Here is a 23,292-nt window from a genome sequence, read left to right as displayed (position 1 = left end):
GGGAGGGGGAACGCGTCATCGCAGGACTTTCTCGAGTGGCCGGCGGGGGCCGGAAGAGGGGGTACTCGATGCTCGCACGGCGGACGCACGAGTGCGACCGGAACGGGGGCCCTCCGTCTGGGGGACGCGTGGGAGCTGAGGTCCTCCGCGGGTCAGAGCGCAGGGAGGGGCCGCCTGAGAGCGTCCAGCCGCTTCCGCCAGGCGTCCAGGCGGCCCGGCTCCGCGGCGAGCGCCGGTCCGTCCGCCCAGGCGGTCGCCAGCCGGAGACCGTGCAGGGCGTTGGCCGTCCAGACCTCACGGCCCTCGAGCGACTCCGGCTCGGCCGGGGCCTCGATCACGTCCACGCCGAGCGCGCCGGCGAGCACCGAGACGGTCCGAGCCGTCACGCTGCGCACGCGGGTGCTCGTCGCCGGAGGGACGACCAGCGCATCGCCCAGCCACCACAGGATCGCGCTGCTCGCTCCGTCGATGACGGCGCCCTCGGCGTCGAGCAGCACGGCCTCGTCCGCTCCCGCGGAGTGCGCGCGCGTGCGCAGGAGGGCGAGACGTGCGATGTCCGGGCCCTTCCAGGACGGTGTCCGGCGCGGATCCACGGGGCTCGTCCACAGCACCACCGAGCGGGTCGTCGGCGGGGCGGGTCGCAGCCGGAGCCGCAGGGCGCCTCCCGAGAGCTCGACGCGCGGGAAGGACCGGCCCTCGCGGGGCAGGGCGGCGATCGCGGCGTCGAGGAACGCCTCGACGTCCGGGTGCCCGCCCGCCGAGGCGACGGAGGCGGCGAACCGCTCGCGGTGCAGGTCGAGCCCGCGGACCCGGCCCTCGTCCACCAGCCAGGAGTCGGCCGCGTCCAGGGAGGTCCCGGGCGGCTCGGGAACGCTCGCCAGGGCCCGCCCGTCCCACTCCCGAACCTGCTCGCCGTCCACGACCGCCTACGCTAGCCCAGTGGTCTCGGAGGATCGGCACGTCCGCTCGGTCGAGCTGCCCTGGGTCGATCCGGAGCTCGCGCACCACGCCCTGTTCGCCACCGCCGAGGCGTCGTTCTGGCTCGACTCGGGCCTCGGAGCGACGAGCGGCCGCTCCTACCTCGGGGCGTGCGCCCGCGAGGACGTGCTCCTCGTCGAGGCCGGCGGCGACGTGGCGGCGGCGCTCGCCGCGGTCGACGACGAGGCCCCGGCGGGCGACCGCGCGCTCGGCCGCTACGGCTGGATCTCCTACGAGGCGGGAGCCGCCTCCGTCTCCCTGTCCTCGGCGCCGACCGGCCCCGCGGATCCGCCCGCTCTCGCCCTGCTCCGGGGCGACCCCGTGCTCGAGTTCGACCACGGCACCCGGACCGTCCGCCTGGTCGCGACAGGAGACGCGCAGGAGCTCACCGTGCGCCTGCTCGAGCTCGTCGGCGCGCCCGCACCCGCGGACCCCGCGGATCCCGAGCCCGCCGGCGTCCCGGTCCGCCGTCACTCCGCCGCCGAGTACACGGCGCTGATCGGCCGCTGCCAGGAGGCCATCCGCGCGGGGGACGCCTACCAGCTCTGCCTCACCGACGAGATCGTCGTCGAGGGCCGGTTCGATCCGGTCGAGGCGTACCGTCGCCTCCGCCGCTCCAGCCCGAGCCATCACGGCGGGCTGATCCGCCTCGGCCCGCTCGCGCTCGTCAGCGCCTCGCCCGAGCGGTTCCTCACCGGCGGGGCCGACGGACGCGTCGCCACGCATCCCATCAAGGGCACGCGCCCCCGGGGCCGGGACGCCGACGAGGACCGCGCGCTCCGGGACGAGCTCGTGTCGAGCGTGAAGGAGCGGGCCGAGAACGTGATGATCGTGGACCTCGTCCGCAACGACCTCGCCCGGATCGCCGCCCCCGGCTCCGTCGTCGTCGACCGCCTGCTCGAGGTGGAGAGCTACCCGCACGTCCACCAGCTGGTCAGCGAGGTCTCGGCCCGCCGCGCGCCGGGCGTCGGGATCGCCGAGCTGATCGCGGCCCTCTTCCCGGCCGGCTCGATGACGGGAGCGCCCAAGCGCCGGGCGGTGGAGCTGCTGCGGGAGTGGGAGGGCGGTCCCCGCGGCGTCTACTCCGGCGCCTTCGGCCGCCTGGGCTCGGACGGCTCGCTGGACCTCGCGATGACGATCCGCACCCTCGTGCTCGACGGCGAGCGCGCCCGCCTGGGGACCGGCGGCGGCATCACCGCGCTCTCGGTGCCGGAGGAGGAGGTCGAGGAGACGCGGCTGAAGGCGCGGGCGCTCCTCGCGGTGCTGGGCGCCGCCGAGGAGTGAGCGGGCGCCGCGTTCGTCTGCCGTGCGCGCGGGGCCAGTAGGGTTGATGGTCGAACGCAGCCGCCCACGCGTGCGCGTTCTCCCCCTCCTTCAGAAGTGAGAAGCACCTGTGGCAGAAGACACCTCCCGGCAGACCGGCGCGAGCGACGAGGAGCGCTACGACTTCCGAGCGCTCCAGGAGAAGTGGCTCCCGATCTGGGAGGAGACGCGCCCGTTCGCGACGGACGACCCCGACGACAAGCGCCCCCGCAAGTACGTGCTCGACATGTTCCCGTACCCCTCGGGCGACCTGCACATGGGCCACGCCGAGGCGTACGCGCTCGGAGACGTGATCGCGCGCTACTGGCGCCAGCAGGGCTTCAACGTCCTCCACCCGATCGGCTGGGACAGCTTCGGCCTGCCCGCCGAGAACGCCGCGATCAAGCGCGGGCTGAACCCGGTCACCTGGACCTACGACAACATCGAGCAGCAGAAGCGCTCGATGAAGCGCTACGCCGCGTCCTTCGACTGGGACCGCGTGCTGCACACCTCCGACCCCGAGTACTACAAGTGGAACCAGTGGCTGTTCCTCAAGATGTACGAGAAGGGCCTCGCCTACCGCAAGGACAGCTGGGTCAACTGGGACCCGGTGGACCAGACGGTCCTGGCGAACGAGCAGGTCCTCGCGGACGGCACCTCCGAGCGTTCCGGCGCGGTCGTGGTCAAGAAGAAGCTCACGCAGTGGTACTTCAAGATCACCGACTACGCCGACCGGCTGCTCGACGACCTGAACCAGCTCGAGGGCTCCTGGCCGTCGAAGGTCATCGCCATGCAGCGCAACTGGATCGGCCGCTCCATCGGCGCCGACGTCGAGTTCGAGATCGAGGGCCGCGACGAGCGCGTCACCGTCTTCACCACGCGCCCCGACACGCTCTACGGGGCGACCTTCATGGTCGTCGCGCCCGACTCCGACCTCGCCTCCGAGCTGGTCGAGGGCTCCGAGCCCGCGATCCGCGACGCGTTCCGCAGCTACCTCGAGACGGTGCAGAAGTCGAGCGAGATCGAGCGCCTGACCGCCGACCGCCCCAAGACCGGCGTGTTCCTCGGCCGCTACGCGGTGAACCCCGTGAACGGCGAGCGGCTGCCGATCTGGGCCGCCGACTACGTCCTCTCCGACTACGGCCACGGAGCCGTCATGGCCGTGCCCGCGCACGACCAGCGCGACCTCGACTTCGCCCGCGCCTTCGACCTGCCCGTGCGCGTGGTCGTCGACACCAACGCCTCCGTCACCGGGGCGATCCCGGTCATCCCGGAGGACCCGGAGGAGCTGGCCGCGCTCGAGAAGGAGTACTCGCTCGACCCCGCCACGACCGGCGAGGCGCTGACCGGCGACGGCCGCCTGATCAACTCCGGGCCGCTCGACGGGCTCTCCAAGCGCACCGCCATCGAGCGCGTCATCAGGATGCTCGAGGAGCGCGGCCGCGGCCGCTCGGCCAAGAACTACCGCCTGCGCGACTGGCTGATCTCGCGTCAGCGCTACTGGGGCACCCCCATCCCGATCATCCACGGAGCCGACGGCGAGCTCGTGCCGGTGCCCGAGGACCAGCTGCCCGTCGTCCTGCCCTCCACCGACGGCCTCGACCTGCAGCCGAAGGGCTCGTCGCCGCTCGGAGCGGCGGAGGACTGGGTGAACGTGCCGCACCCGGTGGACGGCTCGCCCGCGCGCCGCGACCCGGACACGATGGACACCTTCGTCGACTCCTCGTGGTACTTCCTCCGCTTCCTCTCGCCGAAGGACGACACGCAGGCCTTCGATCCGAAGCTCGCCGAGAAGTGGGCGCCCGTCGACCAGTACGTCGGAGGCGTGACGCATGCGATCCTGCACCTGCTGTACGCGCGCTTCATCACCAAGGTGCTGTTCGACCTGGGCTACGTGTCGTTCACGGAGCCCTTCACGGCGCTGCTCAACCAGGGCATGGTGCAGATGGACGGCGCGGCGATGTCGAAGTCGAAGGGCAACATCGTCCGCCTCTCGGACCAGCTGGACGAGTTCGGCGTCGACGCCGTGCGCCTGACGATGGCGTTCGCCGGCCCGCCCGAGGACGACATCGACTGGGCCGACGTCTCGCCCGGCGGCAGCGCGAAGTTCCTCGCCCGCGCCTGGCGCCTGGCGAAGGACGTCACCTCGAGGCCCGACGTCGAGTGGAAGTCGGGCGACGCGGCTCTGCGCCGCCAGACCCACCGGTTCCTCGCGGAGTCCCCGTCGCTGATCGAGGCGTTCAAGTTCAACGTCGTGGTCGCGCGGCTGATGGAGCTCGTCAACGCGACCCGCAAGGTCGTCGACTCGGGTGCCGGGGCCGGGGACCCCGCGGTCCGCGAGGCGGTCGAGGTGGTCGCGATGGCTCTCAACCTGTTCGCGCCGTACACGGCCGAGGACATGTGGCACCGCCTGGGCTACGAGGGCACCGTCGCGCACGCGCTGTGGCGCAAGGCCGACCCGTCGCTGCTGGTCGAGGAGAAGGTCACGGCGATCCTGCAGGTCGACGGCAAGGTCCGCGACCGGCTCGAGGTCTCGCCGAAGATCTCCTCCGACGAGCTCGAGGAGAAGGCGCGGGCCACGGCCGGCGTCGCCCGGGCCCTCGTCGGCCGCGAGGTCGTGAAGGCGATCGTGCGCGCGCCGCGCCTGGTGAACCTGGTGACGAAGGCGGTCTAGCCGCCGATCCGTCCCGACGGGGCTCCTCCTCTCGCGGGAGGGGCCCCGTCGTGCGTCCTGCGCCGGTGCTGCCCTCTCCTCCACAGGGAGGCGATCCGGCGGGCTGTCCCCGGATCGGTGTCTGCGGCCGCGCCGGGCGGTGACGCGGGTCCTACCGTCGGCGGATGCCAGAGACCAGCGGGACGGACGACGAGCAGCTGACGGCGCTGCTGCGGCCCCGCTGCGCCCGCCCGCGCTGGCGCGTGGGAGTGGGAGCGGCGGTCGTGCTCGTCATCGGCGCCGCGGTGGTCGCGGTGCTGCTCGCGGGAGCGCGGTCGAGCGGTCATGAGCGGGTCCTGGAGCCCGCCGTGTCGACGAGTGCGCCCGCTGCTGCGGCGGTCGAGTCGCTGTACGTGCACGTGGCCGGGGAGGTCGCCTCTCCGGGGCTGTACGTCCTGTCGCCTGAGGCGCGGGTGGCGGACGCGGTCGCCGCCGCCGGAGGGTTCCAGGAGTCGGCGGAGCGCGCGGCGGTCAACCTGGCCCGGAGGCTCGTCGACGGCGAGCAGATCGTCGTGCCGGCCGTGGGAGCGACGTCGGCCGCGGCGGGAGCGGCTCCGGGCGGATCCGCTCCGGGAGGAGCCTCCGCCGCGGGGTCCGTGCTGAGCCTGAGCACGGCGACGGCGGCCCAGCTGGAGGAGCTGCCCGAGATCGGCCCGGCGACCGCGAAGAAGATCGTCGCCCACCGGGAGGCGAACGGCCCGTTCTCCTCTGTCGACCAGCTGCTCGAGGTCCCCGGGATCGGCGAGAAGACGCTCGCCGCGTTCCGCGACCAGGTCGCGCCGTGAGGAGCGTGCGGGCGGCGGACCTGCGGCTCCTGCCTGCAGCGGTGGCCGCGTGGACCACCGCGTGGGCGGCCGGGATGCTGCCGGTCGCGGCAGTGCTCGACGGGGGCCTCTCGTGGTGCGCCGCGGGCTGGGTGCTCCTCGGGGCGGCGTGCGTCCTGCTCCGGCGCGGTCTCGGCGGGCGGCTGGTCGGAGCGGTGCTCGTCGCGGGCGCGGGTGCCGCCCTGGCCCTCACCTCCGTCGTCGCTGCGGCGCCCGGTGGCCACCCGGCGTCGCTGCGGGAGGCCCAGGAGGATCGCGCCCTCACTCCGGTCACCGTGCGCGTCGACACGGGTGCCCGACCGCTCGCGACCGGGGGAGTGTGGTTCGACGCGACGGCGCTGCGGGTGGGAGACGCGTCGACCGCGGCCCCCGTCCGCGTGCTGCTCGCCGATCCCGGCGGTCGTCTGCCCGTGGGCGCCGAGCTCGACCTGGAGGCGCGTGCTGCCGCGCAGGAGGGGCCCGTCGGCGAGGCGACGATGCTGAGAGCGGCGTCCGTCGAGGACCGGCGCGGTCCCGGGGGAGCGGCGGCCGTCGCGGAGGTGCTGCGCTCGCGCTTCCTCGAACGCGCGGCGCTGGTCGGCGGCGACGTGGCGGGTCTGCTGCCGGGCCTCGCGACCGGCGACACGTCCGCGCTCGACGCGGGGCTCGAGGAGGCGATGCGCACCGCGTCGCTCACCCACCTGACCGCCGTCTCGGGCGCCAACTGCGCCGTGGTGGTGGTCGCCGGCTGGACGATCGCGGCGCTCCTCGGCGCAGGGCGCCGCCTCCGGACCGTCGCCGCCCTCGCCCTGCTCGCCGGCTTCGTCGTGCTGGTGACCCCCGAGCCGAGCGTGGTGCGGGCCGCCGTGATGGCGACGGTGGTCCTCCTCGCGCGGCTCGGGCGTCGCTCCGGAGCGGCCGTGCCCGCTCTGCTCGCGACCGTCGTCCTCCTCGTGGCCGCCGACCCCTCGATCGCGGGGAGGCTCGGCTTCGTGCTGTCCGTCCTCGCCACCGCCGGACTCCTGCTGCTCGCCGAGCCGATCGCGGGCGCTCTCGGTCGGGTGCTGCCCCGGCCTCTCGCCCTGCTGCTCGCGGTGCCGACCGCGGCGCAGCTCGCCTGCCAGCCCGTGCTGCTGCTCGTGGACCCGTCGGTGCCGGTGTACGGAGTGCTCGCCAACCTGCTCGCCGAGCCCGCGGCACCCGCCGCGACCGGGCTCGGGCTCATCGGCTGCCTGCTCGCTCCCTGGTGGCCCGGAGCCGCCGACGCGGCGATCCGGCTCGCCGCCGTCCCCGCCTGGTGGATCGCCTCGATCGCCCGCGCCGTCGACTCGTGGCCCGCCCCGAGGATCGCCTGGTGGCCCGGAGTGGGAGGAGCGCTCGCGCTCACCGTGCTGACCCTGCTCGCCCTCGTGCTGGTCACGCAGTCGCCGCGGCTCGCGCGGGTGCGCCGGATCGCCGCCGTCGGGCTGGCGTGCGCGATCGCGGCCGCCGGCGGCACCACCGTCGCCACGCCGCTCCTCCGCGCCGCCTCGGTTCCCGAGGACTGGCGTGTCGCGATGTGCGACGTCGGGCAGGGCGACGCGGTCCTCCTCCGCGGAGACGCGGGCGTGCTGCTCGTCGACACGGGGCCCGAGCCCGCACCGCTCGAGGCCTGCCTCCGCCTGATGGGAGTGGATCGGATCCCGCTGCTGGTGCTCACTCACTACGACCTCGACCACGTCGGCGGGCTCCAGGCCGTCCTCGGACGGACCGACGCCGCGCTCGTCGGGCCCGCCGCGGGCCGCGACGACGAGCGCGACCGGGCGGCGCTCACCGGCGCGGGGGTCGCCGTGCAGGAGGCGGTCCGCGGCGACAGCGGCGCGCTCGGCTCGCTGCGCTGGCGGGTCGAGTGGCCGGAGCGGCGGAGCGCGCTGCGGGGGAACGAGGCGAGCGTGACCCTCCGGGTCGACATCGGCCCGGACGCCCGCGGCGGCCCGCTCTCCGTCGCACTCCTGGGCGACCTCGGCGAGCAGGAGCAGGGACGCGTCTCCCGGCTGCCGGTCGGCCGGGTCGACGTCGTCAAGGTCGCGCATCACGGCTCCGCCGACCAGTCGCCCGCCCTCTACGACGCGCTCGGCGCGAGCGTCGGGCTGATCTCCGTCGGGGTGGAGAACGACTACGGACATCCGAATCCGTCGCTCCTCGCTCTGCTGGCCGAGCGCGGGGTCGAGGCGCTGAGGTCGGATGTCGAGGGTACGGTCGTGCTCGCGTCCCGCAGCGACGGGATCGCGGTCTGGGTGAGCGGCGCGACGGCTCCCGCGGCGGCCTCGGGGCGCCGTGAGCGGGCCGTAGGGTGGAGGGCGCTCGGACGGGCGCGGCACGGAAGGACACGGCATGGCAGGCAGGGCCCCGGCGCGCGCGAAGGCAGCGCCCTCGAAGGCGGCGATCCCGCAGCTCGCCTGGAACCAGACCCGGCCGGCGCCGATCGTGCTGATCACCGGCCCGGAGCAGTTCCTCGCCGACCGCGCGCTGCGCTTCCTCCGCGAGTTCCTCCGGGCCGAGGATCCGAGCCTCGAGGTCAGCGACATCGACGCCGGCGGCTACGCGCCGGGCGAGCTGCTGACGCTCGCCAGCCCGTCCCTCTTCGACGAGCCCCGCCTCATCCGCGTCTCGAACGTCGAGAAGTGCACGGACGCGTTCCTCCTCGAGACCCTCGACTACCTCTCGGCGCCCGCGGACGGGGCGACCCTGGTGCTCCGCCACAGCGGCGGCAACAGGGGCAAGAAGCTCCTCGACGCCATCCGCTCGGGCACGGGCGGCGGCATCGAGATCGTCTGCGCCGAGCTCAAGCGCGAGAGCGACAAGGTCGACTTCGCGATCGCCGAGTTCCGCACCGCCGGCCGCACGGCGACCACCGGTGCCGTCCGAGCCCTGGTGTCTGCCTTCTCCGACGACCTCGACGAGCTCGCGTCGGCGTGCCAGCAGCTGCTGTCCGACGTCACCGGCGAGATCACCGAGGCGACCGTGGCGAAGTACTACGGCGGCCGCGTCGAGACCACGGCCTTCACCGTCGCCGACTCCGCGATCGCGGGCCGTCACGGCGAGGCGCTGCTCGGGCTCCGCCACGCCCTCGCCTCCGGTGCCGACCCGGTACCGATCGTCGCCGCGTTCGCGAGCAAGCTGCGGACCATGGCGAAGGTCGCCGGCTCGCGCGAGGGCTCGGGCCAGGTCGCCTCGCGTCTGGGCCTCGCTCCGTGGCAGGTGGACCGGGCCCGGCGCGACCTGCAGGGCTGGACCGGCGAGGGCCTCGGCACCGCGATCCTGACGGTCGCCGACGCCGACGCGAACGTGAAGGGCGCCACCCGCGACCCCGTGTACGCCCTCGAGCGCATGGTCTCCGTCGTCTCCGCACGGGGCCTCTGACCCGCCCGAAAGGCCCTGCTCCCGCGATCCGCACCGACCTCGTCCCCGGCGTGTCTCGATAGGCCGCTCCGCGGCCACTCGACCAGCAGTGACTGGATCACCTCCCCTCGCAGGGTCGCACCGCGGCCGACGAAGAGTCGGACGACGACCCCGCAGGGTCACCGGCGATCCGCGTGTCAGCGGATCGTCGTACCCGGAACGGAACCCGCTCCTCCCACCGCGACCACCCCTGGAAGCCGACTGCGCGACGGGCGACGAGGCACGAGGAGCCCGTCGAAGACGGCACAGCTCACCGGCGATCCGCGTGTCAGCGGATCGTCGTACCCCGAAACGCTCTCCGCTCCTCCCCCCGCGACCCTCCGCGGTAGCGGACCGGGCCGCAGCCGATCGAGAGCCGGACGATGCCCTCGCAGGGTCACCGGCGATCCGCGTGTCAGCGGATCGTCGTACCCGGAACGCAACCCGCTCCTCCCACCGCAACCAAGCGCGGAAGCCGACTGCGCGACGGGCGACGAGGCACGAGGAGCCCGTCGACCGCGAAGCGGAAACGACGAAGGGCCCGGCCAGAGGCCGGACCCTTCGTCGTTTCCGCTTCGCGCAGTACTACAGCGCGGCGACCTGCTTCGCGATGGCCGACTTGCGGTTCGCGGCCTGGTTCTTGTGGATGACGCCCTTGCTGGCGGCCTTGTCGAGCTTCTTGGCGGCGAAGGCGAGGGCGGTGCCGGCCTTCTCGGTGTCGCCGGCGGCGATGGCGGTGTGGACCGAGCGGATGGCGGTCTTCAGCTCGCTCTTGACGGCCTTGTTGCGCTCGTTCGCCTTCTTGTTGGTGAGGTTGCGCTTGATCTGCGACTTGATGTTTGCCACGTGGATTACCTTCTTCTCGGATGTGCGTGTGTGCAGCCGGCTACTCGACGGAGTGCCCCTTCCGCGGGCGTCTGAACGCCCTGCGGTGCGACTGGAGGTCGCCGGCTTCTGATCACTCCACGCCTGCCGGGTGTCCGGAGGGGGAGCGCAAGCCAACAAGGAACTTTAGCGCACCCGTCGTCACCCTTCAACCGCGCCGCGCCCGCGGAGGCGGCGCCGTCCGGGTCGGGGCCGCCGGGGCGACACGCCGGGGGAGGCGGACCGCCGTGGCGTCTCGCGGTCCGGGCCCGCCGGTAACGTGACGCCGGTGCCCCGTCTCGCCGATCACCTCTCCGCGGTGCCGCCCTCGGGCATCCGCCACCTGTTCGAGATCGCGCTGCGGCTCGACGGAGTCACCCTCCTCGCGGTGGGCGAGCCCGACGTGCCGACCGCGCCGCACATCATCGAGGCGGCACGGGCGGCGTGGGCGGCCGACGACACCCGCTACGGGCCCAACGGCGGCGTGCCCGAGCTCCGGCGCGCCATCGTCGAGAAGCTGGCGCGGGACAACGGCATCGAGGCGGACGTCGAGCAGGTCTGGGTGACCGTCGGCGCCACGCAGGCGCTGCACCAGGCGATGACGCTCCTGCTCGGGCCCGGCGACGAGGTGCTCATCCCCGACCCGGGCTACACCGTCTTCACGACCAACGCGCGGACCATCGGCGCCGTCCCCGTGCCGTACACGCTGCGCGCTGAGAACGCCTTCCTCCCCGATCCCGAGGAGGTCGAGCGCCTGATCACCGACCGGACCCGCGTCCTGATCGTCAACAGCCCGTCCAATCCGCTCGGCGTGGTGTTCCCGAGGGAGGTCCTCGAGCGCCTGCTCGACATCGCCCGGCGCCACGACCTGTGGGTGCTCAGCGACGAGGTCTACGAGTACTTCACCTACGGGCGCCCGCACGTGAGCCTCGCGGCGATCGCGCAGGAGCGCGGGGACGACGCCGACCGCGTCCTCAGCGTCTTCTCCTTCTCGAAGACCTACGCGATGACCGGCGTCCGCGTCGGCTACCTCGTGACGCCTCCCGGCTTCACGTCGATCATGGTCACGGTGCAGGAGGCGGCGATCAGCTGCGTCGCCACTCCGGACCAGCGCGCCGCCCTCGCCGCTCTGACCGGGCCGCAGGACGCGGTGGCGTCCGCCTCCGACCACTACCTCGCCAACCTGAGGCTCGCGACGGGCGTGCTCGACGAGCGGGGGATCGCCTACCGCGAGCACGAGGGCGCGTTCTACCTGTGGATCGACATGGCGCACGCGACCGGCGGGGACGTCGCCTCGTGGGTCGAGTCCTTCCTCCTCGAGACCCTCGTCGCCGTCGCGCCCGGCAGCGCCTTCGGCCGCACCGGCGAGGGCTGGATCCGCGTCTGCCTCGCCGCTGACCCCGCCGCGCTGGAGCACGGGCTGCGCGCCCTCCCGGCCCCGGTGCGGGGATGAGCGCCGCCGAGGTGCTGGTCCGGCGCGTCCGGGCCCAGGAGTACGACGAGGTCTCGCGCCTGCGGCTCGCCGCCTACGCCCACGACTACGAGCTGGGGGAGGAGTACGCCGCCGACGTCGCAGCGGTCGCCCGGCACGACGTCGAGGGCGAGGTCTGGGTCGCCGTCGAGGGCGACGGGCGGATCCTCGCCACGGTCACCACTGCGCGCCCGGGCGCGAACCTGTACGAGCTCGGGCGCCCCGGCGAGCTGGACTGGCGGCTGCTCGCCGTCGCCCCGGAGGCACGTGGGCGGGGTCTCGGGCGGCTGCTCACGGAGTTCGTCGTGATGCTCGCCGCCGAGCGGGGCCTCCAGCGGGTCGTGATGAACAGCGGCACGCTGATGACCACCGCGCACGCCCTCTACGAGAGCATGGGCTTCGTCCGCCTCGGCGAGCGGGAGAACCCGCCCGGCGTCGAGCCCACCCGCACCTACGGACTCGATCTGTAGCCGCCGGTCCCGGCCTCCGCCGCCGGGCATGGGACACTGGTCCCACGATGTCTCCACGTGCACACTCCGGGCTCGAGCCCGCCGCGACCGATCCGGCGTCCATCCGCAACTTCTGCATCATCGCCCACATCGACCACGGCAAGTCCACCCTCGCCGACCGGATGCTCGGCATCACGGGTGTCGTCGAGGACCGGGCGATGCGCGCGCAGTACCTCGACCGCATGGACATCGAGCGCGAGCGCGGCATCACGATCAAGTCGCAGGCCGTGCGGATGCCGTGGGAGCGCGACGGGCGCACGTTCGCCCTGAACATGATCGACACTCCGGGCCACGTCGACTTCTCCTACGAGGTCAGCCGCTCGCTGGCGGCCTGCGAGGGCGCGATCCTCCTGGTCGACGCGGCGCAGGGCATCGAGGCCCAGACGCTCGCGAACCTCTACCTCGCGCTCGAGAACGACCTCACGATCATCCCGGTCCTGAACAAGATCGACCTGCCGGCCGCGGATCCCGAGAAGTACGCGAAGGAGCTCGCGAGCCTGATCGGCGGCGACCCGGACGACGTCCTCCGCGTCTCCGGCAAGACCGGCATGGGCGTCGAGGCGCTGCTCGACCGCGTCACCGAGCTCATCCCGCCGCCCGTCGGCGACCCCTCCGCCCCTGCGCGCGCCATGATCTTCGACTCCGTGTACGACGCCTACCGCGGGGTGGTCACCTACGTCCGGATGATCGACGGCAAGCTCTCGCCGCGCGAGAAGATCCAGATGATGTCGACCCGCGCCACGCACGAGATCCTCGAGATCGGCGTGTCGAGCCCCGAGCCCGTCGCGACGCAGGGTCTCGCGGTCGGCGAGGTGGGCTACCTGATCACCGGTGTGAAGGACGTGCGCCAGTCGAAGGTCGGCGACACCGTCACCACGGCGTCCAAGCCCGCGACGCAGGCGCTGCCCGGCTACACCGAGCCGCTCCCGATGGTCTTCTCGGGCCTGTACCCGATCGACGGCAGCGACTACCCGGACCTGCGCGAGGCCCTCGACAAGCTCAAGCTCTCGGACGCGGCGCTCGTCTACGAGCCCGAGACGTCGGTGGCGCTCGGCTTCGGCTTCCGCTGCGGCTTCCTCGGCCTCCTGCACCTCGAGATCATCACCGAGCGCCTGCAGCGCGAGTTCGGTCTCGACCTCATCACGACGGCGCCCTCGGTCATCTACGAGGTCTCGACGGAGGACAAGAAGACCGTCACCGTCACGAACCCGAGCGAGTTCCCCGTCGGGAAGATCGCCGCCGTCACGGAGCCGATCGTCAAGGCCGCGATCCTCGCGCCGAAGGACTACGTCGGCACGATCATGGAGCTCTGCCAGAGCCGCCGCGGGACCCTGATCGGCATGGAGTACCTGGGCGAGGACCGGGTCGAGATCCGCTACCACATGCCCCTCGGCGAGATCGTCTTCGACTTCTTCGACAACCTCAAGTCCAAGACCGCCGGCTACGCCTCGCTCGACTACGAGCCCGCCGGCTCGCAGGAGGCCGACCTCGTGAAGGTCGACATCCTGCTGCAGGGCGAGCAGGTCGACGCGTTCAGCGCGATCGTGCACCGGGAGAAGGCCTACGCCTACGGCGTGCTGATGACGGGGCGCCTGCGCAAGCTGATCCCGCGTCAGCAGTTCGAGGTGCCGATCCAGGCCGCCATCGGCGCCCGGATCATCGCCCGCGAGTCGATCAGCGCGATGCGCAAGGACGTCCTGGCCAAGTGCTACGGCGGCGACATCACCCGCAAGCGCAAGCTCCTCGAGAAGCAGAAGGAGGGCAAGAAGCGGATGAAGATGGTCGGCCGCGTCGAGGTCCCCCAGGAGGCGTTCATCGCCGCGCTCTCGGGCGACGTCGAGACCAAGGACAAGAAGTAGCGCGAGCCCCGTCGCCGGCGCCCGTCCCCCCTCCCGGACGGGTGACGCACCCCCCGTCCGGGACATCGTGTCCGCGGGGATTGCGGCGCCTCACAGCGGACCGATAGCTTTCGGACGCCAGGACGCGGCCGTGGATCGAGACCGATCCGCACGGGGGGCTGCAGCGTCGACGACCGGTCCTCCACCATGACGAAGGGTGGTAGTCCGTGGTGCCTACGAGCACGAGGAAGCGCTGGATCAGGACGGGGGCGGCGCTCGCGAGCATCGCGGCCGTCGCAGCGGGATCGCTGGTGGCGGCGGGACCGGCCTCGGCAGCGAACAAGGTGATCCCGGTCGCGCCCGCGCCCTACTCCTGGTCGGACAGCGCCCGGTTCGGCGGCACCGAGCCGCTGCTGGTGCCCGGGGACGCGACCACGCTGACCGTCGAGCTGCCCGACTCCACCGCTCCCGACACCTTCACCGAGTGGTCGCACCCCGGCTACCGGGTCGTGACGTGGCAGCTGGGCAGCACCGCGACGGACCTCGCGAGCGGCGAATCCGTCGTCGACACCGCCACCAACTCGATCGACATCCCGATCGGGCGCGCCGCTGGCTCCTTCGGCGGCACCTCGCTGTCGCTCCTCCTGAACGGTTCCGAGAAGAAGGCGGCCGACGCCTACGCTCCGTCCGGCATCGACCGGACCGGCTTCGTCCTCGCCCTCTCCGCCGCCCTCGAGGTGACTGCTGCGAGCGGGTCCGCGGAGGCCGACCTCGACCTGTCGACGTCCACCTCCTCCGAGCGCGCCGGCGGCGAATTCTGGGCCGGCGGCGGCACTGTCACCGAGGCCGGCGCGGGCGACGTCATCGTCCTCGACTCCGGTGTCCCCGGCTTCTTCGACCTCTCGGGCCTCAGCGCCACGGTCGGAACGGAGGACGGTGGCCGCCTGAAGGCCGCCCCCACGGTCGTCGAGGGCGGACGGGGCATCGCGATCCGTCCGACCCAGGAGTTCTTCGACCGCTACCTCAACTTCAGCGACACGACGCCGCTCGGCGCCCCGTCGGTCGAGGTGAAGGGACTCAGCCGCGGCGGGGAGCAGCCTTCCGGCACCGGCGTCATCGTGCGCGCGCCGCTGCGCGTCGTCCCGTCGACCACCACCCCGACGCCGACGCCGGGCACCGGCCCGGAGGTCGTCCGCCTCGCGGGCACCGACCGCCAGGGCACCGCCGTCGAGATCTCGAAGGCGACCTTCGACACCCCCGGCGTCCCCGTCGTCTACATCGCCACCGGCGCGAACTTCCCCGACGCGCTCAGCGCCGGTCCCGCCGCCGCGAAGCAGGGCGGCCCGCTCCTCCTGGTCGACCGCGACTCGGTGAGCCAGGTCGTCCGCGACGAGCTCACCCGTCTCAAGCCCCAGCGGATCGTCGTCGTCGGCTCCGACCTCAGCGTCAGCGACGCCCTCGCCACCGACCTCGGCCAGTACGCGAACGGGAGGGTCTTCCGCCTCGGAGGCACCGACCGCTACGACACGTCGCGGAAGATCATCGAGAGCGCCTTCGGAGGCGGCTCACCGAAGGGGGCCTGGCTCGCGACCGGCGAGAAGTTCCCCGACGCGCTCAGCGCCACCGCCGCCGCGGGCAAGAACTCGGCCCCCGTCGTCCTCGTGAACGGCGGCCTCCCGGCGGCCGACCCGACCACTGTCGGGATCCTGAGGGGGCTCCGGCCTCCGGTGCTCACCATCGCGGGCTCCGAGCTGTCGATCAGCGCCGGCATCCAGAACTCCCTCACGGTGCCGGCCGGACCGGTCGTCACCCGCATCGGCGGGGTCGACCGCTACGACACCTCGGAGCAGCTCAACCGGGCGGCCTTCCCCCGCGGGTCGAAGACCGTGTTCCTGGCCACCGGAGAGAACTTCCCCGACGCCCTGGCCGGAGCCGCGGCCGCCGGGCGCACGGGGAGCCCCCTCTTCGCTGTGCCCCCGACCTGCGTGCCGGTCAAGGTGCTGCAGGACATCAAGGCCGGCGGAGCGACGCGCGTCGTCCTCCTCGGCGGCACCGGCACCCTGTCGCCGGCCGTCCAGAAGCTGACTCCCTGCAGCTGACCCGACCCGCACCACGTCGAGGGCCCTCCTCCCGCTCCGGCGGGGGAGGGCCCTCGGTCGTTCCCGGCTCGGGGCGCCGACGGTCGGATACGCTGGGTCGGATGGACAGCACCACCCGGCACGCGGACTCGACGCGCGCCGCGCTCGAGGAGTCCGGGAAGAAGGTCGGGACGTGAGCATCCGCCGCTCCAACTTCGAGGGCCAGCCGCAGGTCACCTACGCGGCGGTCGGCGGCACTCTGGCACCCGACCTGCTCGAGTACCCGCCGGACGGCTTCACGGCCGAGCGCTTCGAGGCCCGTCTCGGCTCGGGCGACGAGCGCTTCGCCATCACCACCGCCTCCCTGATGACCTGGGGCGTGCAGCGCGGCAGCGGCATCGAGGTGACCGACATCACCAGCGGGAGCGGCGTGCAGTACACCGGCGTCAACTTCGACGCGGCGGGCACCCCGATCGACCTCGTCAGCCGGCCGACGGAGGAGCACTTCGCTCCCGACGGCACCCCCTACATCACCGCCGGCGTGACCGCCGTGCTCCGCGTGACCCTGCTCGGCCGCGTCTTCGACGCCCCGGTCCGCGTGGTCTACGTCGTCGACGAGCCCGACCAGGTCGGCTTCGCCTACGGCACCCTCGAGGGCCACCCCGAGAGCGGCGAGGAGTCCTTCGTCGTCGAGAAGCGCGCGGACGACTCGGTCTGGCTCGTCATCCGGGTCTTCTCGCGCCCCTCCACCCGTCTCTACCGCCTGGGCGCGCCGGTGCTGCGCGCCGTGCAGAAGCGCCAGGTCGCCAAGTACCTGCGCGCGCTGCTGCCGGCGCGCGTCAGCTGACGTGGGGAGCGCCCTCCCGATCGCCGATCCTGCTCCGCTCGACGGCGGACTGCCCGCGTCCGTCGTCGACGGCGTGGAGCAGCGGGACCTCGGCCTCTACGTGCACGTGCCGTTCTGCCGGGTCCGCTGCGGTTACTGCGACTTCAACACCTACACGGCGACCGAGCTCCGCGGGGCGAAGCAGCAGGACTACGCCGACGAGGCGATCACCGAGATGGCTCTCGGCGCCGACGTGCTCGAGCGCGCGGGCCTGCCCCGGCGCCCCGCCCGCACGGTCTTCTTCGGCGGCGGGACGCCCACCCTCCTGCCCGCCGGCGACCTGGTGCGGATGCTGGGCGGCCTCCGCACTCACTTCGGGGTCGCGCCCGACGCCGAGATCACCACCGAGGCGAATCCGGACTCCGTCGACGCCGCCTACCTCCGCGCGCTGGCCGAGGCGGGCTTCACCCGCGTCAGCTTCGGGATGCAGTCGGCCGTGCCGCACGTCCTCGCCACGCTCGAGCGCACCCACGACCCGGAGCGGGTCCCGCTCGTGGTCGAGTGGGCGAGGGAGGCCGGCCTGCAGGTCAGCCTCGACCTCATCTACGGCACGCCGGGGGAGTCCCTGGCCGACTGGGAGCGGTCGCTCGACTCCGCGCTCGCCAACCGGCCGGACCACCTCTCGGCCTACGCCCTGATCGTGGAGGACGGCACGAAGCTCGCCCGGCAGATCCGCCGCGGCGAGGTCGCGACCCCGGACGACGACCTCACGGCCGACATGTACGAGCTCGCCGACGCGCGCCTGGCCGCTGCCGGGTACTCCTGGTACGAGGTCAGCAACTGGGCGCGCGACGACGCCCACCGCTCCCGGCACAACCTCTCGTACTGGCTCGGCCACGACTGGTGGGGCGTCGGTCCCGGTGCGCACAGCCACGTCGGAGGCGTGCGCTGGTGGAACGTGAAGCACCCGGCGGCCTACGCCGACCGGCTGAGCACCGGGGTCTCGCCCGCTGCCGGGCGTGAGACGCTCGACGCGGGCACGCGGCGTGTGGAGGACGTGCTGCTGCGCTCGCGCCTGGCGGACGGGCTGCCCATCGACGCGATCGACGCCGGTCGGCGCAGCGAGGTGGCGGGGCTCATCGCCGACGGCCTCGTCGACGGCCGGGCGGCGCTCGGCGGCCGGATCGTGCTGACCCTGCGCGGCCGTCTGCTGGCCGACGCGGTCGTGCGCCGCCTCACCGACGGCTGAGGCCGGCTCCCGGGGCGGCCGGCGCACCGCCGCCCCGGTGCCGCGGCTACTTGAAGAACGGGATGCTGAGCGGGTACGTGTAGTACTCGCCCGCGCTGGCGCGCACCGAGGCGATGATCGCGAAGACGATCACCAGGATCGGCACGACCAGGAACACGATGAAGCCGACGAGGACGAAGGACAGGATCGTCCCGGCGACGTAGGCGATCAGCGTCGTCAGGTGGAAGTTGAGGGCCGTCTTGGCGTGCGCCTCGAGGAACGGTCCGCGCCCCTTGAAGACGAGGAAGACGATCAGCGAGGGCAGGAAGCTGAAGAAGATGCCGGTCACGTGCGTGACGATCGCCCAGGTCTTCTCGTCCGCCGGGTTCAGCGGCGGAGCCGGGGTCCCGTAGACGGGGGGCGGGGGAGGGGTGGCCGACATGATGGTCTCCGTTCCGGCGGCGGCGACGGGCGTCCCCCGTGCGCTCGGCGTCCATCGTGGCATGAGCCGACTCCCTCCGCACCGGGCCGCGCGGGACCTCCTCCTCGGGGATGACGGGGCTCCTCCCCGCGGCCCTGCAGGAGTGCACCCCGGCCGATCCCGGCGCAACCCCGCCGGGCGGTCCGCCTCCCGGTTATGATTGGCACTCAGAGTTGCGGAGTGCCAGGCTCCGCGCGGCGTCAGCGCCGCAGACGGTCGTGCCCGCGGGCACTCGGAGTCCGGCGGGAGGTCGGTCGTATGGTCACGGAGCGCGGTCTCCAGGTCCTGCGCGTGATCGTGCAGGACTACGTGGCGAACCGGGAGCCGGTGGGCTCGAAGTCGATCGTCGAGCGCCACGCGTTCGGCGTCTCGGCCGCCACCATCCGCAACGAGATGGCCCAGCTGGAGGAGGAGGAGCTGATCGCGGCTCCGCACACGTCCTCCGGCCGCGTGCCGACCGACAAGGGCTACCGCCTCTTCGTCGACCAGCTCGCCGACCTCCGCCCGCTGACCTCCGCGCAGCGCCAGGCGATCGAGACGTTCCTCGGGCAGAGCCCGGACCTCGACGAGGTGCTGGTCAAGACCGTCCGCCTGCTCTCGCAGCTCACCAACAGCGTCGCGCTCGTGCAGTACCCGTCGTTCGGAGCCGCGCGGCTGCGCCACGTGGAGCTCGTCGCCCTCGCTCCCCGCCGCCTCCTGTCGGTGCTGATCACCGACACCGGCCGGGTCGACCAGCGCGTGCTCGAGACCCCGGAGGACGTGGACGACGCGCTCCTGGGCGAGATCCGCGCGAAGCTCAACACGGCCGTGCTGGGCCTCGGGCTCCAGCAGGCGGCCGAGACGCTCGGCTCCGTCGCGGAGCGCTTCAGCCCCGAGCGGCGCCACGTGCTGACGCCGATCGTGCAGACCCTGCTCGAGCAGGTCGGCGCCAACCGGCAGGACCGCCTGGTCATGGCCGGCGCCGCCAACCTCGTCCGCACCGAGGAGGACTTCTCGGGCAGCATCTACCCCGTGCTCGAGGCGATCGAGGAGCAGGTGGAGCTGCTGCGCCTCTTCGCCGAGATGACCCCGGACCCCCGGGGCATCTCGGTGCGCATCGGCCGCGAGAACGCGCCGTTCGGGCTGCAGGAGACCTCGGTGCTCACGAGCGGGTACAACACCGCGGGCGGCCAGGTCTCGCGCCTGGGCGTGCTCGGCCCGATCCGGATGGACTACTCCGGCAACATCACCGCGGTGCGCGCCGTCGCCCGCTACCTCTCCCGCCTCCTCGGCGAGGAGTAGGCCCGACCTCCCGGCCCCCGCCGGATCCCCCCGGTGCGCCGTGCCCGGCCCACCGACCCACGAACGAAGGACGAAGCCACCTGTGGCCGATCACTACGAAGTGCTGGGCGTCGACCGCGACGCCTCCGCCGACGAGATCAAGAAGGCGTACCGCCGACTCGCCCGCGAGCTGCACCCCGACGTCAACCCGAGCGCGGACGCCTCCGAGCGCTTCAAGCTCGTCACGCACGCCTACGACGTCCTGAGCGACGCCCAGCAGCGGGCGCAGTACGACCGCGGGCCCCAGGAGGGCTTCGGCGGCGGCGGCCAGGGCTTCGGCGGGTTCGGCGACATCTTCGAGACCTTCTTCGGGCAGGGCGCGCAGGGCTCGTCCCGCGGGCCGCGCTCCCGCCGCGAGCGCGGCCAGGACGCCCTGCTGCGCGTGGAGGTCTCGCTCGACGAGGTCATCTTCGGCACCCACCGCGACCTCGAGGTCGACACGGCGGTGCTCTGCGAGACGTGCCAGGGCTCGTGCTGCCAGCCCGGCACCTCGCCGGTGACCTGCGACATCTGCCACGGCTCCGGCCAGATCCAGCGCACGGTCCGCTCGCTCCTGGGCAACGTGATGACGGCGAGCCCCTGCGGCACCTGCCGCGGCTACGGCACCGTCATCGCGACCCCCTGCTCCACCTGCCAGGGCCAGGGACGCGTCCGCGCCCGCCGCACCATCCCCGTCGACGTCCCCGCGGGAGTCGACACGGGCCTGCGCCTGCAGATGCCCGGCAGCGGCGAGGTCGGCCCGGCCGGCGGCCCCAACGGCGACCTGTACCTCGAGATCAAGGTCAAGCACCACGACGTCTTCAGCCGCAACGGCGACGACCTGCTCTGCACCCTCGAGGTGCAGATGACGGACGCGATCCTCGGCTCCACGGCGTCGCTCAAGGCGCTCGACGGCGACATCGAGATCGAGATCAAGCCGGGCACGCAGAGCACCGAGATCGTCACGATCAAGGGACGCGGAGTCACGCGCCTGCGGGGCAGCGGACGCGGCGACCTCCGCATCGGCATCCAGGTCGTCACCCCGACGAAGCTGGGCCACCGCGAGCGGGAGCTGGTCCAGGAGCTCGCGAAGCACTACAAGCCGCAGAAGCCCGCGCTGACCCACTTCCAGCAGGGCCTCTTCTCGAAGCTCCGCGACCGCTTCCTGGGCTGAGCCCGTGGCGCACCACTACATCGACGAGTCGCTGGACTCCGAGGGCTTCGTCGTCGGGGGCCGGCTCGCTCTCACCGGCGCGGAGGCACGGCACGCCGCGACCGTCAGCCGGATCCGCGCGGGCGAGAGCGTCCGGGTCGGTGACGGGCGCGGACTCGTCGCGACCGCGGTCGTCGAGAGCGCGGAGCCGGCGCGAGTGGTGCTCGTCGTGGAGTCGGTGCAGGAGTCCCCGGTTCCGTCCCCGCGCCTTGTCCTCGTCCAGGCCCTCGCGAAGGGCGACCGCGACGAGCTCGCCGTGCAGGCGGCGACCGAGCTCGGGGTGGACGAGGTCGTCCCGTGGCAGGCCGCGCGGTCGATCTCGCGGTGGTCGGGCCCGAAGGAGGAGAAGGGGCGCGAGCGCTGGCGGGCCATCGTGCGCGAGGCGAGCAAGCAGTCGCTGCGCCCCCGGGTGCCCGAGGTCGCGCCGCTCGAGCAGGTGCGCGGTCTCGTCGCGCGCGCCGCGACGTCCCGCGTGCTGGTCCTCGAGCCCTCGGCGCAGGCGCGGCTCTCCCAGGTGGTCCCGGACGGACGCGACCTGGTGCTCGTCGTCGGGCCCGAGGGCGGCATCGCTCCGGAGGAGCTGCGGCTGCTCGCGGAGGCGGGCGCCGAGGCCGTCGCGCTCGGCGACTCCGTCCTGCGCACCTCGACCGCAGGTCCCGCTGCCATCGCCGTCCTCTCGGCCCGCCTGGGCCGCTGGTGACGCTCCTCCACAGCCGCCTCGGAGCGCCGGAGCAGGGTGCCGTGGGCGAACGCGGCGCCCGTCGCGCACGGGCCCCGTTTAAGATGAGTGCATGAGCGAACCCACCGTCTTCACGCGCATCGTCCAGGGCGAGATCCCGGCCGATGTGGTGTTCGAGAACGAGCGCATCCTCGCGATCACCGACATCGAGCCGAAGGCGCCCGTCCACCTCCTCGTCTTCCCGAAGACCCAGGAGCACGCCACGGTCGCCGCCCTCGCCGCCGCCGATCCCGCCCTGCTCGCCGAGATGGTGCAGGTCGCCCAGTCGCTCGCCGACGCCCACAGCAACGGTCAGTTCCGCCTCGTCTTCAACTCCGGCGAAGAGGCGGGCCAGACCGTGTTCCACGTGCACGCCCACGTCCTGGGCGGCCACCAGACGGAAGGCTCCCTTGCCACCGGTTGAGAACACGGGCGCGAGCCCCGACGAGCGTCCCGCCCCCGGCGCGGACGCGTCCGAGACGACGCGGCGCGTCGTCGCCGTCGACGGAGTCGCGATGGTGCGCCTCCTCGGACCCCAGGACCGCCTCATCCGAGCGGTCGAAGGACGATTCCCCGATGTCCGGGTGCACGTGCGCGGCAACGAGGTGACGCTCGACGGCGAGCGCGAGCCCGTCGCCGCGGCGACGCGCCTGGTGGAAGAACTGGTGCGCATGACCGCGAGCGGGCACGATCTCGACCCGGAGGGCGTGCGCGAGTCCGCCCGCATCCTGCAGAACGGCGGGCCGGTGAGCCCGGCCGAGGCGTTCGGCCAGGCCATCCTCACGGCACGCGGACGGAGCGTGAGGCCCAAGACGCTCGGGCAGCGCGAGTACGTCGACGCGGTCGATCAGAACACCATCGTCTTCGGCATCGGCCCGGCCGGAACCGGCAAGACCTACCTGGCGATGGCGAAGGCCGTGCAGTCGCTGCAGCGCAAGGAGGTCGAGCGGATCATCCTGACCCGCCCGGCGGTCGAGGCGGGGGAGCGGCTGGGCTACCTGCCAGGCTCGCTCACCGACAAGATCGACCCGTACCTGCGCCCGCTCTACGACGCGCTGAACGAGATGATGGACCCAGAGATCGTCCCGAAGCTGCTCGCGGCCGGCACGATCGAGGTCGCACCGCTCGCCTACATGCGCGGGCGCACGCTCAACAACTCGTTCGTCGTGCTCGACGAGGCGCAGAACACGACGCCCGAGCAGATGAAGATGTTCCTCACCCGCCTCGGCTTCGGCTCCAAGATGGTCGTCACCGGCGACATCACCCAGGTCGACCTGCCGACCGGCGCGAGCGGACTCCGCCTCGTGACGCGCGTGCTCGACGGCATCGACGACATCCACTTCTCGCGCCTGACCAGCGAGGACGTGGTGCGCCACAGCCTGGTCGGCCGCATCGTGGACGCGTACACCGAGTACGACCAGCAGAAGCAGGCGCAGCACTTCGAGCGCGAGCAGGCCCGGGAGTTCGCGAACCGCGCCGAGCGCCGCGGCCAGGCCGCCCGCCCGCCCGGCGACCGCCAGCCTCCGCGCGGCTGAGCCCGCCCGCCCCTCC

The 23,292-nt window shown here is 73.0% G+C and carries 18 protein-coding genes and 1 pseudogene; 16 read left to right on the top strand and 3 right to left on the bottom strand.

Annotation, left to right across the window (positions count from 1 at the left end; all coding sequences use genetic code 11):
• Positions 1-152 precede the first annotated feature (152 nt).
• Complete coding sequence (locus C5C10_RS15835; RefSeq protein ID WP_258060625.1) at positions 153-920, bottom strand: aminotransferase class IV; 768 nt, start codon at positions 918-920, stop codon at positions 153-155.
• A 19-nt stretch (positions 921-939) separates the two neighbouring features.
• Between C5C10_RS15835 and pabB the strand changes: the two genes are divergently transcribed.
• The 5 genes and pseudogenes from pabB to holA all read left to right on the top strand — a co-directional run bounded on the left by pabB (position 940) and on the right by holA (position 9,198).
• The gene (pabB, locus tag C5C10_RS15830; RefSeq protein ID WP_104329741.1) at positions 940-2,262 is read left to right on the top strand and encodes an aminodeoxychorismate synthase component I; all 1,323 of its coding nucleotides are present in this window, start codon (positions 940-942) and stop codon (positions 2,260-2,262) included.
• A gap of 109 nt (positions 2,263-2,371) precedes the next feature.
• Positions 2,372-4,954 carry a leucine--tRNA ligase gene (gene leuS / locus C5C10_RS15825; RefSeq protein ID WP_104225642.1) on the top strand — a complete coding sequence of 861 codons (2,583 nt, stop codon included), beginning with the start codon at positions 2,372-2,374 and terminating at the stop codon, positions 4,952-4,954.
• A gap of 164 nt (positions 4,955-5,118) precedes the next feature.
• Positions 5,119-5,778 carry a ComEA family DNA-binding protein gene (locus C5C10_RS15820; RefSeq protein WP_104329740.1) on the top strand — a complete coding sequence of 220 codons (660 nt, stop codon included), beginning with the start codon at positions 5,119-5,121 and terminating at the stop codon, positions 5,776-5,778.
• A 74-nt stretch (positions 5,779-5,852) separates the two neighbouring features.
• Positions 5,853-7,601, top strand: a pseudogene (locus tag C5C10_RS18460) (ComEC/Rec2 family competence protein); the annotation flags it as partial.
• 568 nt (positions 7,602-8,169) lie between these two features.
• Positions 8,170-9,198: a DNA polymerase III subunit delta gene (gene holA / locus C5C10_RS15805; RefSeq protein WP_104329739.1), complete on the top strand. Its 1,029-nt coding sequence runs from the start codon at positions 8,170-8,172 to the stop codon at positions 9,196-9,198.
• Between the two features lie 603 nt (positions 9,199-9,801).
• Here holA and rpsT read toward each other — a convergent pair.
• The gene (rpsT, locus tag C5C10_RS15800) at positions 9,802-10,062 is read right to left on the bottom strand and encodes a 30S ribosomal protein S20 (protein WP_097165711.1); all 261 of its coding nucleotides are present in this window, start codon (positions 10,060-10,062) and stop codon (positions 9,802-9,804) included.
• Between the two features lie 307 nt (positions 10,063-10,369).
• On the opposite strand from rpsT, the gene C5C10_RS15795 reads away from it, so the two are divergent.
• From C5C10_RS15795 to hemW, 6 genes are all read left to right on the top strand, one after another.
• Complete coding sequence (locus C5C10_RS15795; RefSeq protein WP_104329738.1) at positions 10,370-11,533, top strand: pyridoxal phosphate-dependent aminotransferase; 1,164 nt, start codon at positions 10,370-10,372, stop codon at positions 11,531-11,533.
• Complete coding sequence (locus C5C10_RS15790; protein ID WP_104223126.1) at positions 11,530-12,021, top strand: GNAT family N-acetyltransferase; 492 nt, start codon at positions 11,530-11,532, stop codon at positions 12,019-12,021. Before C5C10_RS15795 ends, C5C10_RS15790 begins: the two co-directional genes overlap by 4 nt.
• Before the next feature lie 47 nt (positions 12,022-12,068).
• A complete protein-coding gene (gene lepA / locus C5C10_RS15785) occupies positions 12,069-13,919 on the top strand; it encodes a translation elongation factor 4 (RefSeq protein WP_104223127.1) in 1,851 nt (616 codons plus the stop codon).
• A gap of 209 nt (positions 13,920-14,128) precedes the next feature.
• Positions 14,129-15,997: a cell wall-binding repeat-containing protein gene (locus C5C10_RS15780; protein ID WP_181073491.1), complete on the top strand. Its 1,869-nt coding sequence runs from the start codon at positions 14,129-14,131 to the stop codon at positions 15,995-15,997.
• 172 nt (positions 15,998-16,169) lie between these two features.
• Positions 16,170-16,823 (top strand): DUF1990 family protein, encoded by a 654-nt coding sequence (locus C5C10_RS15775; protein ID WP_244229440.1) that lies wholly within the window; start codon positions 16,170-16,172, stop codon positions 16,821-16,823.
• A 1-nt stretch (position 16,824) separates the two neighbouring features.
• Positions 16,825-18,051 (top strand): radical SAM family heme chaperone HemW, encoded by a 1,227-nt coding sequence (gene hemW, locus C5C10_RS15770; RefSeq protein WP_104329736.1) that lies wholly within the window; start codon positions 16,825-16,827, stop codon positions 18,049-18,051.
• A 46-nt stretch (positions 18,052-18,097) separates the two neighbouring features.
• On the opposite strand, the gene C5C10_RS15765 is transcribed toward hemW, so the two are convergent.
• The gene (locus C5C10_RS15765) at positions 18,098-18,472 is read right to left on the bottom strand and encodes a DUF4870 domain-containing protein (protein ID WP_104223130.1); all 375 of its coding nucleotides are present in this window, start codon (positions 18,470-18,472) and stop codon (positions 18,098-18,100) included.
• 297 nt (positions 18,473-18,769) lie between these two features.
• Between C5C10_RS15765 and hrcA the strand changes: the two genes are divergently transcribed.
• The 5 genes from hrcA (at position 18,770) to C5C10_RS15740 (ending at position 23,276) form a co-directional block, all read left to right on the top strand.
• Entirely contained in the window at positions 18,770-19,792 is a 1,023-nt protein-coding gene (gene hrcA, locus C5C10_RS15760; protein ID WP_104223131.1) for a heat-inducible transcriptional repressor HrcA, read from the top strand.
• Positions 19,793-19,874: 82 nt separating this feature from the next.
• On the top strand, positions 19,875-20,984 hold the full coding sequence (dnaJ, locus tag C5C10_RS15755; protein WP_104225203.1) for a molecular chaperone DnaJ: 1,110 nt from the start codon (positions 19,875-19,877) through the stop codon (positions 20,982-20,984).
• Between the two features lie 4 nt (positions 20,985-20,988).
• A complete protein-coding gene (locus C5C10_RS15750) occupies positions 20,989-21,723 on the top strand; it encodes a 16S rRNA (uracil(1498)-N(3))-methyltransferase (RefSeq protein WP_104239705.1) in 735 nt (244 codons plus the stop codon).
• 91 nt (positions 21,724-21,814) lie between these two features.
• The gene (locus C5C10_RS15745; RefSeq protein WP_104225201.1) at positions 21,815-22,165 is read left to right on the top strand and encodes an HIT domain-containing protein; all 351 of its coding nucleotides are present in this window, start codon (positions 21,815-21,817) and stop codon (positions 22,163-22,165) included.
• Between the two features lie 91 nt (positions 22,166-22,256).
• Positions 22,257-23,276 (top strand): PhoH family protein, encoded by a 1,020-nt coding sequence (locus C5C10_RS15740; protein WP_104225204.1) that lies wholly within the window; start codon positions 22,257-22,259, stop codon positions 23,274-23,276.
• Positions 23,277-23,292: the final 16 nt, after the last annotated feature.

The organism is Rathayibacter sp. AY1A3 (assembly GCF_002930975.1).
Classification (GTDB): Bacteria; Actinomycetota; Actinomycetes; order Actinomycetales; family Microbacteriaceae; genus Rathayibacter.
The sequence above is the reverse complement of the archived record's forward strand: the minus strand, read 5'-3'. Positions and strand labels throughout refer to the sequence as shown.